The sequence below is a fragment of the Thermococcus nautili genome, assembly GCF_000585495.1.
Lineage (GTDB): Archaea > Methanobacteriota_B > Thermococci > Thermococcales > Thermococcaceae > Thermococcus > Thermococcus nautili.
In genome coordinates this window covers 1,136,197-1,149,541 of the sequence record NZ_CP007264.1, presented here as the reverse complement: position 1 = coordinate 1,149,541, position 13,345 = coordinate 1,136,197, and the positions used below count along the sequence as shown (strand labels likewise).

The window sequence follows — 13,345 nt, the reverse complement described above, 5'->3', positions numbered from 1 at the left end:
GATGATTGAAGAACTCGCGAAGCTCTCAAAGTCACCGCTCGGCAACCCCACGAGGCTGGCGATAGCCCTTTACCTGCTGTCGAGGGAGAGGGCGACCTTCGCTGGCCTGAGAAAGGCGCTGAACCTCACCGCGGGGAACCTTGAGTTCCATCTAAAGGCCCTAGAAGATGCCGGGATTGTAAGGACGTACTACGGATTCGGGAAGAGGCCGAGGAAGTTCGTCGAGCTGACGGAAGAGGGAGTTGAGGAGCTGAGCGAAGTCCTCAGAGTCCTGAGGGAGGCGGTTGGGGATGGTTGAGTTCTTCCTCGCACTCCTTCTCTGGCTCTCCGTTTTCGTGCCCTCCTCCATGCTGGCTTCCATCACAGCGAAAAGAAACCCGCAGAGGGCCGGCTCAGTTATGCAGGTCTCAATGCTCCTGATTTCCACGGCGGCAATATGGCTCATGGGCGGGCCCGGGAAATTCGGTCTCTTCCAGGGATGGAGTTTCGTTTTCCCTGCTTTTCTCCTCGGATTCGGAGTTTCGCTCGTCTTGAACCTGTCCCAGAGGGACGCTGGAGTTCCGGAGTTTCTGCCTGAGGGCATCGGAAGATTCGCCCTTCTCTTACTGCTCGCCCCGCTTGGTGAGGAGGTCTTCAACAGGGGTCTCGTGGAAGGTTACTTACTCAGCCACGGCCACCTCTGGAGCGCTATCCTGTTTTCCGCTTTTCTCTTCGCCCTGCCCCACTGGATGGCCGTCGAGGGGAGCAAAGGAGAAAGGGCCTATACCGTGCTTGGAGCCTTCGTCATCGGCTCTCTGGCGGGCTACTTCTTCGCGCTCGGTGGACTGGTTCCGGCCTTCATCCTGCACTCCTCAGCGAACTTTGCCGGTTTAACCGTTCTGAAGCTCAGAAAAACTCCACGTTATAAATAGATTAAGCGCGAATAACCTACCGGTGGTGAGAATGGAGGATGTTAAAGAACTCAAAAGTGTCCTTGAGCGCGTGGAGGGCAGACTCATAGCCGCGGGGAAAATATACGGGGCCATGAACTTTGCGGTGTGGTCATCGATAATGCTCCTGTACTACGTGATAATCGGCCTTCTAAACCCAAGCTGGAAGTTCAACCTCGTTTACTGGCCGGCGGGCTTCATGTTGGCGATGCTTTTCACCGGAAAAATCTGGAAGAGCCTCAAAAGGCTTGGAAGGCTGACCTCCTCCCCGTTCTGAAGGGCGAGGGTTCAGCTCAACCCCTCGCCAACGGCGGGGAGGTTTGAGGGGTTCTCATTAAGGAACCCGTTGGAACGGGTTCTTCGAACCCCTCTGGCCGGGCCTTCGGCCAATTACCCCTCCTCTGAGCGTAAAGCCCGCTCAGATTCGGGGTTATGGTTTCCACAACCTTCTTCAAAATGTTAAACGCTCCAACTAAATCCGCGTTAAAAACAAGCCCCATTGCGGGACACTTAAATAATCCCCTAACAAACCTTGCCCCCTCATGAGGCTTCCCGCAAACAGGGCAGGTTTTCGAAGTGAAGGCCTCACCAACAATCACAACACGAATACCATACTCCTCAGCAACCTTTGTAAGGCGTTTGATAACCGTATTGAACCGCCAAACGTGGGAAAGGAGAAAATTCTGCCTCTTGCCTCTATCAGAATTCCTCGCTATTCCTTTCGGATAGCCGACGACAATCTTAGAAACGCCTAAATCATAGAGCTTCTTAACCGTTTGCCTCACCGCCGTGTTGATGTAGTGTTTAGCCTGAAGTTTGGCCTTCTCATGCATTTTCTTGAGTTTCCTACTCGTTTTAGCCCCAGACTTGTTGAGTTTTGACTGATACTCAGCGATTTTTCTCCGCCAGTAGAAGTCAATGCTTTTAAGCGGTCTTCCATTGACCAGAAAGCTTTGTCCGTTCTCCACATAAACGGCCATGAGATTGTTCACGCCCAAGTCAATTCCTGCTGAGAGGCTTCCTTTAGGTTGCCTTGGAACACTAACCCATTCCTCGTCCTCAAGTTTTTCCTCAACGGTGAGGCTCACGTGAGCATACCATTTTCGCTTTATGGGGTCAAAGGTTATTTCCAACCGCCCTTGCTTACCCTTCAAGTGTATTCTGCCCTTGAATTGAATTTCGAGGCGTCTGAACTTCCCAAGGCCTTTTAGAATGAGCTTGTTTCCTTCAATCTTGTACTGGTCGTTTCTGAGAATGATTAAGGGTTTTCTCTTCCCGTCTTCTCTCAGGTAGTTTGGTGGTTTTGGTTTGAGCCAGTTAGGGAGTTCCCCGTTCCTATTCTTCCGGAGGAGCGAAAAGAAGCTTCGCCAAGCTTCCGCATTTTTACGACAGATTTGTTGGATGGTTGCAGAACCGATTTCCCGCTTGAATTCTCTGTAAATAGTCTTCTCGGTTGAATTAAAGTCCACGATTTGCTCTTTGAAGAATTGTTGCCTTCTCAGGTAGTTTACCCTGTTCCAGACTTTTACTCCAAGGTCAGCTAACTGGTGGAGGATTTTTGCTTGTTCTTTTGATGGTTGAAGTTTTACTGTTACTGTTCTCTTCATTTCAAAGTATGGTATGGAGTTTGGGCTTTAAAAGAGTGTTGCTTTCCTGCTTTATGGCTTGTCGGGTGGTTTACAGCATCCTCACCCTAAAGGGCGAGGCTTTTAAAAATGTTCAAAAAATGGCACGAAAAGCCGAAAAGGTTCACTCAAGTTTTGACAGAACCTCAAGGCTCACGTCGAAGTTCTTAACCGAGTGGGTGAGGTAGCCGAGGCTTATGACGTCGATGTCGAGCCCTGCATACTCCTCAATGTTCTCCGGCGTTATGCCCCCAGAGACCTCGATTTTCACCCTATCGCGCAGGCCTTCGCGCTTTAGAGCCTCAATCGTCTCCGCTATCTCCTCGGGGCTCATGTTGTCGAGCATTATCACGTCCGCCCCGGCCCTTGCCGCTTTGAGAGCATCTTCAAGGCTCTCGACCTCGACCTCCACGACCTTGTAAACGCTGAAGGCTTTAGCGCGCCTTATTGCTTCTTCCAGGGGGACTAAAGCCAGATGGTTGTCCTTGATGAGTATCGCGTCGCTCAGCGAGAAGCGGTGAGGTTCTCCACCGCCGATGAGAATGGCCCTCTTGTCTATCGGCCTGAGAAGGCTCTTCCTCGTGCCGGCTACACGGACCTTCGGGTTTACCGCCTTAACTTTCTCGACGAGCCGCCTGACCTCGGTCGCGATACCGCTCATCCTGCCCATGACGTTTAACGCTGTCCTCTCGACGAGCAGAATGGCCCTCGCGTCTCCCTCAAGCTCGAGGATTACGTCTCCCCTCCTCACGTCCTCGCCGTCGCGTTTTCTGACCGAAACCTTGACGCCAAAGTGCTCGAAGAGGGCTTTAGCTTCTTCAACGCCCGCTATAACGCCGTTCTGCTTTGCGATGATTACCGCTTTGGCTCTGGTTCCCTCAGGAATCACAGCCTCGCTCGTGACGTCTCCAAAGGGGGCATCTTCCTCAAGAAATCTGAGCAGGTATGAAACCAGCATCATTCCCATTCACCTCCCAGCAGGAACTTCCAAAGGGGCAAGAGCCGAACCTTCTTCCCCTCCACCTCGATGGTATCGTCTCGCTCCCAGTTTATTATCGTTAGGCTGTCACAGTCGAGCTTCTCAGAGGCGCTCATAAGCGCCGAAACCTCCCGCTCAAACGTTTCGGGTTCGTCAATGGAATAGCTCACCTGTATCAGCCCGGAAACAATGCCGTCCTCAACCACGACAAAATCAACTTCCCTGCCCCGCTCGTCCTTGAAGTAGTAAAGCTCCCTCTCCCGCCTCCTGAGTTCAAGGAAAACGGCGTTCTCCATAAGTCTACCGATGCTCCCTCCCGAACGGGGGGAGTAAGCGTTTATCAAACCGGAGTCAATGATGTAAACCTTTGGGATGCTCTTCTCAATCTCCCTAAGGTTGTGGGAGAACTTCCTGAGCGGGAAAACGAGATAGGCCTCTTTAAAGTACTCGAAGTAGCTGTAGAGGGTGTTTCTGCTCACCTCGACCCCCATTCCCTTCATGTATCTGGCCGTTTTGTTTACCGAAAACTCCTTGGCAAAGGATGCCATGAGGAGCTTCAAAAACAGTCGAATTGCCTTCAGATTCTTCACGTTGTGCCTCTCGACCACGTCGCGGTAGAGCATCACGTCAATGTACTCAGATAGGGTCTTCCTCTTTAGGAAGGGGTCATCGAGCAGAACGACCTCGGGAAAGCCACCAAACTCAAGGTACTCCCTCAGAAAGGCCTTTATCCTTGCCTCGTCTCTCGTGGAGAGGTATCTGCCCGGGTTAAAGCCCTTTGCCCTCAGGAACTCACGGAAGGAGAATGGAAACATCTCAAAGGTAAGCGTTCTTCCCCGCAGTGCCGTTGCGATTTCCCTGCTCAGGAGCTTTGAAGAAGAACCCGTCAGATAGACCCTGAAGCCGTCCCTCTCAAGGGCTCTCTTGACGAAGAGCTCCCAGTTTTCAACCTCCTGAACCTCATCGAGGAAGAGATACTTCTCCTCGGCATCGGGAAAGAGCTCGTAGAAGACCTTTACAAGGGTCGAGAGGTCATCAAGGCGCGGCGGATATATCCTGTCGTCGTCGAGGGGGAAGAAAATGGCCGCCTTACCTTCACTCCTCAGCCTGGAGAACTTCTGTAGGATGTAGAATGTCTTTCCGGCCCTCCTCGGCCCGATTATAGTTACTGCCTTGTTCACCGCCAGGTCATCGGGGACATTGAGTTCACGTTCGATGCCATCGACGCTGAGATTGAGATAGTCCATCACTACCTGGGCTATGACTTCCTCACGGCTCATGTTAAATGAAAAGGTAAAAATCCTTAAAAAGTTTCCCTCTCAACTTAACAAAAATCCAGGAATCTTGCACTCTCAACTTAACACCTCAGCTCATCTCAAGCATTTTCTCGATGGCCTTCCTGGCCTTCTCGGCTATCTCATCTGGCACTTCCACGCGGTATTTCATGTCCCTGAGCGACTCGTAAACGCTCTGGAGCGTTATCGCCTTCATTCCAACGCAGACGGCGTCCTCCCTCGCGGGATAGAACTTTATATTCGGGTAGAGCTTGCTCAGCCTGTAAACCATCTCCCTCTCGGTGAAGACGACCCACTCGCTCCACTCCGGCGCGTGCCGTATCATTCCGCCGGTGGAGACGATTATGTCGGCCCTCTCCTGCACAGCTGGCTCGCACTCGGGGTGAACCATGAGCTTGGCGTTTGGGTGAAGCTTCCTCGCGCGCTCGACGTCTTCGACGGTGAACTTCCTGTGGACGTAGCAGTGGCCGTTGGGAGGGACTGGAATTACCTTCTTGCCCGTCATCCTCGCGACGTAGCTTCCTAAGTTCTTGTCCGGGCCGAAGATGACGACGTCGGAATCGAGCTTTTCGACGATTTTGACAGCGTTGGCCGAGGTGACGGTTACGTCGGCGTAGGCCTTCGCCTCGGCGGTTGTGTTCACGTAGAGGACGACGGGAGCGTTAGGATACTGCCTCTTAGCTTCAAGTATGTGCTCGACCTTGAGCATGTTGGCCATCGCGCAGGTGGCCCTTCTCTCGGGCAGGAGAACGGTCTTTTCGGGGTTGAGGATTTTAGCGGTCTCGGCCATGAAGTCAACGCCCGCGAAGACTATGACGTCGGCATCAACGTTTATGGCCTTCCTCGCGAGCTCAAGGCTGTCCCCAAGGAAATCCGCTACGTCCTGAACCTCGGGGAGCTGGTAGTTGTGGGCCATGATTATCGCGTTGCGCTCCTCCTTAAGCCTCTCAATCTCGGCAATCAGCTTCTCCTTGTCCATTTCCCACCCCTCAGCGGGGGTAGAAGAGGGGAATTAAAAGGGTTTTTGGACACCTTTGGTTATGGGGGACTCAGGACATCCCTGAGATGTTCTTCTGTGGTCTCCCTCAGGAGCAGTGGGGTGACCCCAATGCTTTCCGCGTGTCTTGCCATCTTAACGTCATCGGTTATCAGAAGGCCACCCATTAGCTTTGCAAGTGCAATGAAGTATGTATCGAATCCAGAAGCTCCAGTAAGGGAGGCAACATCGAGGGCTTCCTCAAAAATCTCATCTTCTCCAATTACTGAGTAAGAAATCGAAAGGGATTCAACAACTTGAGGAATGACGTCTCTGTGGCCGTTTCTCCTGAGCACGCTGGCAATTTCCACAAGCCCGGCTCTTGGAAGAGAGACCTTGTGATTATCGCACAGTTTAACAACGAGTTTTGCCTTTCTGTGTGTTTCCAGCTCTCTTTGATAAATATCCTCAGGCAGACCTTTCCGAGGGAGTAACAGAGCTTTTGCCAAGACACTGGTGTCAAGAATCACCCTCATCTCTACCCCTCACAGAATCAATGGTTTCATCAACGTTCTCCTTAGCCTCAAGCTCCAGCTCATCAATAAGCTCAGAGAACCTTTTCTCTTCAATGTAAATCACTATTCGCTTTGATGGAAGCGAGAGGGGTTTGAGGGGCTTTATAACACCGTTCTCATAAACGGCCTCAATCACCTTAGGCATTTTCTCACCATCGAAACTTCGACTTGAGAATTTAAAAGGTGAATGGTCAGAGCCTGCACTTCCCATCGAAAAAGCTCGGCCTCTCGAAGGCCTTTCTCATAGCCGGAAAGTCCTCGCGGTAGTGGCTTCCCCTGCTTTCTTCCCTCGCGAGTGCACACTCGAGAACGCCCCCTCGCGAGCAGTTTCAGCCTCGGGTCGGCCTCGATTCCCTCAAGTTCCCTGAGGCCATCCCTGAGGGTTTTCGCGCTCCTGACGATTCCGGCGCGATTCCAGAGCAGTTCCCTCAGCGCGTCAACGTCCCCGGGCTCGTAGCCGTGATATGCCGGCTCCTTAACTTCCCTGCACCTCGGCCTTTCCCTCGCTATCGTCCTCGCAACTTCAAGGCCGGAAACGAGGCACTCGAGGAGGGAGTTGCTCGCTAATCTGTTTGCCCCGTGGAAGCCGTTGCTCATGGCCTCGCCTATCGCGTAGAGGTTCCTCACGGGCGTTCTATACCAGAGGTCAACCGCTATTCCCCCCATCGTGTAGTGGGCTATCGGTGAGACGGGTATTGGGTCCTTAGAGGGGTCTATCCCGTCCCTCCGCAGGAAAGCGTATATCTGCGGGAAGCGCTTCTTGAAGTTCTCTATCCCGGTCGCGTCGAGGAAAACTTTCTTTCCAGTTTGCATCTGGCGGTAGATTGCCCTCGCCACGATGTCTCTCGTCGCCAATTCGTTCACGAAGCGCTCTCCCTCGTCCGTTACGAGCTTAGCACCGGCTCCCCTAACGGCCTCGCTTATCAGGAAGACGCCGTTCTTTCCGATGTACCCGGTTGGGTGGAACTGGACGAACTCCAAATCGCGAGCGGGGACGCCTTTCATGAGCGCGTCGCCGATGAGAAGGCCGGTGTTCTCCGGGGAGCCCGTTGTAAACTTGAAGAGCCCCGAGAAACCGCCGGAAGCTATAACAGTCGCGTCGAAGCGGAGGAACTCACCCTCGACGAAGACGCCGTAGGCCTTTCCCCTCTTTATCACGAGCTCATCTGCCTTTCCTCTGACGAAATGGACACCAAGCTCCCTAGCGCGGAGGTGGAGGAGCTTTGTGATGTGCTTGCCGGTCTCGTTCCTAATCGTGAAGACCCTGCCGAACGAGTGGCCACCTTCAGTCTCGCTCGCCTCGAACTTCAGGCCGAGGGAGAGCAGGAAGTCGTAGGCCTCGCTCCCCTTCGAGATTACGTTCCAAACGACCTCGCGGTCGTTGATATACTTTCCGGCTTTGATTGTATCGAGAACATGAGCTTCAAGCGAATCGCCTTCGAGAACCGGAAAGGCTATCCCGGCCTGAGCGAGGTAGGAGTTGCTTCGCTTTATTCCGGGGCCGATGAGAGTGACCTCAAAACCCCTCTTGGCGAGCGCTATGGCCGAGGTCAGACCGGCTATTCCATCGCCAACGATTCCAATTTTCATCCCACCACCCGGGGAAAGAAGAGGAGAGGTGCTTAAACGGTTTTCTGATTCTCGGAGGAACGGCCAAGCTCAGCCCATCGAGTAGAACCCAACTTCCCAATAAGTTTCCCCTCTAATCATATAGCTTTGCCATTGTATCCACTTGGTCATCTCCCTGGTTCCGTAGCGGTCGAGACCCGCAATAATGAGTACGTATTCTTTCGAGTTCCAGGGGTTCCGAATCGTCTCAATAACTCCAAAGACCCCCAAAGGAACTGACGAGTTGGGTGGGATTACGCTTATGTTGTTCTCGGTTACCCGAAAGGCCGTGAAGTTCTCCACCGCGTTCGGGTTCCTCTCCAGCACCCAGGAGCCGTTGAAGGCGAAGCGCACGGGCAGGTTTTCGTTGAGCCGGGCGGTTATGGCGTTGGCAACGGGACCGCCGATGAGTATAAGGTTGCCCCTCAAATCCCCATCGGTCAAATTTCCGTCCGCCTTGACCACGATTGAATGGGCCCCACCGTAGAGCCTCATGTAGGTTTCCCTGAGGCGGTCGGCGAGGGAGTAAGCCGTCTCCCTGTCGTACTCGTTCCCGCTCTCGTCGGGGTTCTGCGTCCCGTAGACGATGACAAGCTTTCCCAGGTAACTTGCCCTGTCCAGTACGCTGGGCTCCACAACGGGAGCAACCTTCCTGTAAAATGCGCTCACGTTCTCGGGAGTTGCCCACCCACCCATGCGCCGGGCCAGAGTTGGTGCATACTGGTAGAGGGTCTCATTGAGCTCCTCCGCCTTTCTGTACTCATCAAACAGGTTCCAGAAGGGCAGGAACATGGCCGACATTGCCTTAGCCCTAAAAAGAACGTAATCCCTTGGCACCCCACACCTCAGGGCAATGTACTCCGCAATGCTCTCGGTGAAGAGCTCGTTGAGGTACGTGTAAAAGGAACCGTAGTGAGCCGGGTCGTAGGTCGTGGTGGTTGGAAGTTCGTTCCGCACTTCCTGGAGGTAGTAGCTCATGTTCTCGAAGGTTCTGAAGTTCCGGTCGAGAAATTCTCGAACAAACGGATGGGTGAACTCGTGGAGTATCGCCACGACATACGAAAGCATCACGACGTTGTTCCTGTAGTATAGCCCTCCAACGTAGTACACCGTCCCGTTCTCAAAGACGACGTGAGGATGTATGTGAAGCGAATACGAGGCCTCAACCTTGAAGGATTCGTAGGTGTGGCCAAAGAGCCTTTCGTATTCCTCTGGGGCACGTTCAAGGTATCCCACCAGAGGGCGGGTTATCTCCTCATACTCACTCCGATGGGCGCTGTAGAAGGCCATGAAATCGCTTTTTCGGGCAAAATTCGCCAGCAGTTCCAGTTCACCAAGGTTGGTCTCGTTAGGTAGGTAACCCATCAGGGCCAGTCTGCTACTGAATTCCGCGATTTTGTTATCTCTAGCATAGAGTGGCAGGGAGCTGTTGAAGACCTCGCGGATGTACTCAACGGCCGGGTCGTCCCTGTAAGGCGCGAAATACGTCAAAACATCGTTGATATAGTCTTTTGGCGCCGTTATAAAGTAATCGCTTCCGTTGAAGGCGAGAATGTAAAGGACGGCGAAGAGCTCAAGATTGGGGTTGATTTCAATGGAGGGGGCCACATAGCATCCGCTGGAACTCTGGGAACTCTCCTCCGAAGACAAAACTCCAGGTAAGGAAACAAACTGAAATTGAGAGAGCACCAGAACGAGTGAAAGTACAAGGAAACACCTCCACCCCTTCACCGGTCATCACCACAGATAAGATTTATGATATGAAGCTTCTTTTATGCATAATTCCTCCGGAACATCAAATCTTCACCCTTACCAGCCACCTGAGCTTGCCCGCGTCTATGCTCTTCGTCATCAGCGCGCCGCTCTCGAAGACCCACACCGCGAGCCTGAGCACCACCGCGTTCCACAGGAGGAGGTAGATGAGCGCCCCGAGGGCCGTTATGTAGTTGCCACTCGTTGCGCTCAGGAACGCAAGTATCGGGGCGTAGCCGGGGTCGGCCTTCACGAGCAGAGCGGCCACACCAGAAACGTCGAGCCCCATGAAGATGACAAAGAGGGGGATGAGATAGAGCACCTCGACGAGCCCGGCCACGCTGAGGGCGCTCCTGACGTCGAGGGTGAAGAGGGAAACTAAGAGGCTCGTCAGGAGCATCAGGACGAAGAGCAGGAAGGTCCCGGCGGAGAGGAAGATTAGAGGAACTGTCCCGACCGAAACGCCGGCGGAGTGCCCTGAAGAATGCTTTGAAAACAGCGAGGCCAGACAGAACGAAGCTGATAAGGAAGCGAGCACGAGCAGGCTAAAAACCACAGAGGCGAGGATTTTTCCAAGGATTATTGACCTGCGCGAGACCGGGAGCGTGAAAAGGGTTTCGAGGGTCTTGCCCTCCTTCTCCATCGCGACCGAGGCCGCTATCGCCTGGGCGGCGTAGATTCCAATGGCAAAGAGCACGAAGGGAACCGCGAAGGCGCCCCTAAGGAGGGCTGAGACGTAGCGTGATGGCTCTATGCTGAGGACATCGTTTCCGACGTAGAGCCTGAACTCGGGCCGTATCGATGGCAGAACGCCCTCCCCAAAGCGCAGAACCAGCGCCTTCAGCGTGCCGGCGAGCTTGACAGTCTTGAAATCAAAAACGGACGAGAGCCTCGTCCTTATGAGCAGGTGCGGGGAGCGACCTTCTTCAATCGCCTCGGAGAAGCCCGCGGGGATTACGAGCGTAACCGGCGAGTTCTCATCGATAGCGATTCCGTTCCTTTCGAGGAACGCGACGAGGGCCTTTGAGTACTTCCCGGAGTCCTCGTTGATAACGCCGATGGCAAGCCGAGATGAATGCGAGGAAGACTGGAAAACCCCAAACATAGCTGGTAGGAGGATTAGGGGGAGGATTACGGCCGTGACGAGACGCCTGTCCCGGAGGATGTCCATAAGCTCCTTCCGGAACATTAGCCACAGCTCACCCACTGACAACACCCCCGGAGACCCTCATGAAGACCTCTTCGAGGTTTTCGGCGTTGTGCCTCTCCTTCAGCTCCTCCGGCGTCCCGGCTTCCACAATCAGCCCCCTGTGTATTATTGCCACCCTGTCGCATAGGAACTCGACCTCGAGCATGTTGTGGCTCGAAACGAGGACTGAAACGCCTTCTTCACTGGAGAACTCCCTTATACGCTTCCTGATTTCATAGGCGTTTGCCACATCGAGGCCGCTCGTCGGCTCGTCGAGGATGGCCAGCTCCGGTTTGACCATTAAAGCCCGCGCGAGGAGGAGCTTCCTCACCATTCCCTTCGAGTACGTCGCGACCCTGTCGTAGAGCCTCGCTCCGAGGCCCGCTATCTCGATTCCGAGCTCAAGCATCTCACCGGCGTCTTTTCCTGTCGCCTGGGAGTACAGCCCGGCCATGAAGCGGAGGTATTCAAGCCCCGTCATGCTCCTGTAGGCTCCCGCCTCCTCCGGCAGGTAGCTTATCAGCTTCCTGACCTTCTCAGGCTCCTTAACGACGTCGTGCCCCATCACTTCAGCTTTTCCCCGGTCCGGCGGGAGAAGCGTTGCGAGGATTTTCAGGGTGGTGCTCTTCCCTGCTCCGTTCGGCCCGATGAGGCCGAATATCTCGCCCTCCCGGATGGAGAAGCTCACACCCTTCAGGGCCCAAACGCGCCCGTAGGCCTTTTCGAGGTTTCTCACGAGGACCGCAGGCTCGCTGGACACTCCGCCCACCTCTGGGGGTTCCAAAGATGTCAGACTGAGAGTTGGATAGGATTACTTATAAGAATTGCGTTTCTTGTGTGTCCGCTTCCCTTTTTCACCCGAACGCAACGGCCCTCTTTAGGCTTGTTAGATAGACGAAGTAGTGGTAGTTCATCAGGTCCTCGCTGCTGTTTCCCGAGGGCTTTCTGTTGAAAACATCAGGCGTCCCGGTTATCAGCAGGATATAACCCCCTCCCTTCGGGTTCCTCAGGACCTCAACGAGGAAAACTCCTTTAGAATATTCAACCCCATCGAGAACGACAGAATTACCCCGTATCTCCATGTATCCCTTGAGCTTGCTGACAGCGGGGGAGTTCAGAGGTGCGATGACAATAACGTTGCCGCTTTCGAGCCCCTTCGTGAAGGTTACCTTAAAACCAGCCTTTTTGAGGGTCTCAACGTAGCTTTTAACGTATTCGCTGTTCGAGAGATTTCCGGCAACGTACAGCTTAACGCCTTCCGTTTTAAACGCCATGAAGGCCATTCTAATGGTCGGTTCCGGGGAAACGTTCCTCCAGAAGCCCTCCTTATACCAGCTCCCCATAAGCTTCGCGAGCTCGGGCATGAAGCTCTCGAAGGTGGGGTATTTTTCTTTATTGGGTATGTATTCCGTTAGGTACGCCCGATAAACCCTCCCAACGAGGTAGAACCCAAGGGCTTCCTGGCCCTTTATGAACCTCTCAGCGCTCTGGTTTCCCTCCGTTTTGAGGATGTAGTAAGCTTCAAACGCCCGGACAAAGGTCTCATCAAGGTAGGTCTTCCAGCTGGCGTATCCCATAGAAGTCATGACGTCTTTCACCGGCGAGAACATTTCCTCATACTCCTTAAACTCCCGGTAGTGTCTCCCCACCGCGGGATTGACGAAGCTGTGGGCAAGCTCGTGGGTGGAAGCACTGCAGTAGGAATAAGTCCCGTTGGAGAACGAGCAGACGCCGAGGAACGCGTAAACGGTATTGTTCGTCCACCCGCCGTAGCTGTAGTACACTTCCAGAGGCTGAAGGACAAAAATCCAGCGGCTCTTTTTCTCCCTAAAGAAATTCTCCTCGAAGCGGGGGAGGCTGAAAACGTCCGGATTCTCCTTAAGGAACAGCCCTATCTGCTCCCTGTAAAACTCTTTGTGGCTCTCGTAGAAGGCTGAAAAGTTCGAGTCCCGGGCGAAATCTTTTATGGCTGTGGCGAGTTCGTTGAGGAGCTTTTTATCCCCGTGAACTCTTCTCACTAGGTATGCACTCCACTCCGTGGAGTTCAGCTCCATTGCAAACTTGGGAATGGCGTCGTACCCCAAACCCTCCCTCAGGGCTTTTTTAGCGAGGAGCACCGCCCTGTGATTTCCGTAGGGGGAAAAGTAAGACCCAGCCTCCCGGGAGTAGGGAGTAGCGTTGTTGGAGTTCCAGCCAGCGAGGTGGAAAACAACGTTTGTCAGCTCGGTGTAGGGGTTCACCTCGACGCAGACGTTGCCGGAGCACTCGGAAACCGGGGAGAGGTTGAGCTGAAAGTCCGGCTTCGGTGGAACGTGCGATTGGGCAAGGTAAAAGGCGAAGAGGAGCGCAAGCAGAGACAGGGGGACGAGCACGTGTTTGGCCCGGGGCACTCTCATTCCTCCTCTCTGGCGTTTGAA

At 53.8% G+C, this 13,345-nt stretch carries 13 protein-coding genes and 1 pseudogene; 3 read left to right on the top strand and 11 right to left on the bottom strand.

The window, feature by feature from the left end; translation table 11 throughout:
* The first annotated feature begins 1 nt into the window (after window position 1).
* Genes BD01_RS06330 through BD01_RS06320 form a run of 3 tightly spaced genes read left to right on the top strand, consistent with a single transcriptional unit; the run spans window position 2 to window position 1,206 of the window.
* On the top strand, window positions 2–298 hold the full coding sequence (locus BD01_RS06330; protein WP_042691065.1) for a transcriptional regulator: 297 nt from the start codon (window positions 2–4) through the stop codon (window positions 296–298).
* Complete coding sequence (locus BD01_RS06325; protein WP_042691064.1) at window positions 291–911, top strand: CPBP family intramembrane glutamic endopeptidase; 621 nt, start codon at window positions 291–293, stop codon at window positions 909–911. Before BD01_RS06330 ends, BD01_RS06325 begins: the two co-directional genes overlap by 8 nt.
* Before the next feature lie 25 nt (window positions 912–936).
* The gene (locus BD01_RS06320) at window positions 937–1,206 is read left to right on the top strand and encodes a hypothetical protein (RefSeq protein WP_245599210.1); all 270 of its coding nucleotides are present in this window, start codon (window positions 937–939) and stop codon (window positions 1,204–1,206) included.
* A gap of 16 nt (window positions 1,207–1,222) precedes the next feature.
* Here BD01_RS06320 and BD01_RS06315 read toward each other — a convergent pair whose 3' ends face one another.
* The 11 genes and pseudogenes from BD01_RS06315 to BD01_RS06265 all read right to left on the bottom strand — a co-directional run bounded on the left by BD01_RS06315 (window position 1,223) and on the right by BD01_RS06265 (window position 13,324).
* On the bottom strand, window positions 1,223–2,536 hold the full coding sequence (locus BD01_RS06315) for an RNA-guided endonuclease InsQ/TnpB family protein (protein ID WP_042691063.1): 1,314 nt from the start codon (window positions 2,534–2,536) through the stop codon (window positions 1,223–1,225).
* A 142-nt stretch (window positions 2,537–2,678) separates the two neighbouring features.
* Window positions 2,679–3,515 carry a carboxylating nicotinate-nucleotide diphosphorylase gene (gene nadC / locus BD01_RS06310; protein ID WP_042693214.1) on the bottom strand — a complete coding sequence of 279 codons (837 nt, stop codon included), beginning with the start codon at window positions 3,513–3,515 and terminating at the stop codon, window positions 2,679–2,681.
* The gene (locus BD01_RS06305; RefSeq protein ID WP_245599209.1) at window positions 3,512–4,780 is read right to left on the bottom strand and encodes an ATP-binding protein; all 1,269 of its coding nucleotides are present in this window, start codon (window positions 4,778–4,780) and stop codon (window positions 3,512–3,514) included. The genes nadC and BD01_RS06305 overlap by 4 nt, the downstream gene beginning before the upstream one ends.
* A gap of 118 nt (window positions 4,781–4,898) precedes the next feature.
* A complete protein-coding gene (gene nadA, locus BD01_RS06300) occupies window positions 4,899–5,807 on the bottom strand; it encodes a quinolinate synthase NadA (RefSeq protein WP_042691061.1) in 909 nt (302 codons plus the stop codon).
* Between the two features lie 59 nt (window positions 5,808–5,866).
* Window positions 5,867–6,340, bottom strand: coding sequence for a type II toxin-antitoxin system VapC family toxin (locus BD01_RS11180; RefSeq protein ID WP_042691060.1), 474 nt, complete (start codon window positions 6,338–6,340; stop codon window positions 5,867–5,869).
* Complete coding sequence (locus tag BD01_RS06290; RefSeq protein WP_042691058.1) at window positions 6,324–6,524, bottom strand: antitoxin family protein; 201 nt, start codon at window positions 6,522–6,524, stop codon at window positions 6,324–6,326. Before BD01_RS06290 ends, BD01_RS11180 begins: the two co-directional genes overlap by 17 nt.
* 46 nt (window positions 6,525–6,570) lie before the next feature.
* Window positions 6,571–7,969 (bottom strand): annotated as a pseudogene (locus BD01_RS06285) (L-aspartate oxidase).
* Window positions 7,970–8,038: 69 nt separating this feature from the next.
* A complete protein-coding gene (locus BD01_RS06280) occupies window positions 8,039–9,595 on the bottom strand; it encodes a DUF4932 domain-containing protein (protein WP_042691056.1) in 1,557 nt (518 codons plus the stop codon).
* 187 nt (window positions 9,596–9,782) lie between these two features.
* The gene (locus tag BD01_RS06275; protein ID WP_042691054.1) at window positions 9,783–10,946 is read right to left on the bottom strand and encodes an ABC transporter permease; all 1,164 of its coding nucleotides are present in this window, start codon (window positions 10,944–10,946) and stop codon (window positions 9,783–9,785) included.
* Window positions 10,939–11,688 (bottom strand): ABC transporter ATP-binding protein, encoded by a 750-nt coding sequence (locus BD01_RS06270; RefSeq protein WP_042691052.1) that lies wholly within the window; start codon window positions 11,686–11,688, stop codon window positions 10,939–10,941. Before BD01_RS06270 ends, BD01_RS06275 begins: the two co-directional genes overlap by 8 nt.
* Before the next feature lie 94 nt (window positions 11,689–11,782).
* Entirely contained in the window at window positions 11,783–13,324 is a 1,542-nt protein-coding gene (locus BD01_RS06265; RefSeq protein ID WP_084606327.1) for a DUF4932 domain-containing protein, read from the bottom strand.
* Window positions 13,325–13,345 lie beyond the last annotated feature (21 nt).

Bases quoted from the DNA above. Each gene is read 5' to 3' on its own strand.
- BD01_RS06290 (WP_042691058.1), bottom strand. From the start codon at position 6,524: ATGCCTAAGGTGATTGAGGCCGTTTATGAGAACGGTGTTATAAAGCCC.
- nadA (WP_042691061.1), bottom strand. From the start codon at position 5,807: ATGGACAAGGAGAAGCTGATTGCCGAGATTGAGAGGCTTAAGGAGGAG.
- BD01_RS06325 (WP_042691064.1), top strand. From the start codon at position 291: ATGGTTGAGTTCTTCCTCGCACTCCTTCTCTGGCTCTCCGTTTTCGTG.
- BD01_RS06330 (WP_042691065.1), top strand. From the start codon at position 2: ATGATTGAAGAACTCGCGAAGCTCTCAAAGTCACCGCTCGGCAACCCC.
- BD01_RS06265 (WP_084606327.1), bottom strand. From the start codon at position 13,324: ATGAGAGTGCCCCGGGCCAAACACGTGCTCGTCCCCCTGTCTCTGCTT.
- nadC (WP_042693214.1), bottom strand. From the start codon at position 3,515: ATGATGCTGGTTTCATACCTGCTCAGATTTCTTGAGGAAGATGCCCCC.
- BD01_RS06305 (WP_245599209.1), bottom strand. From the start codon at position 4,780: ATGGACTATCTCAATCTCAGCGTCGATGGCATCGAACGTGAACTCAAT.
- BD01_RS11180 (WP_042691060.1), bottom strand. From the start codon at position 6,340: ATGAGGGTGATTCTTGACACCAGTGTCTTGGCAAAAGCTCTGTTACTC.
- BD01_RS06315 (WP_042691063.1), bottom strand. From the start codon at position 2,536: ATGAAGAGAACAGTAACAGTAAAACTTCAACCATCAAAAGAACAAGCA.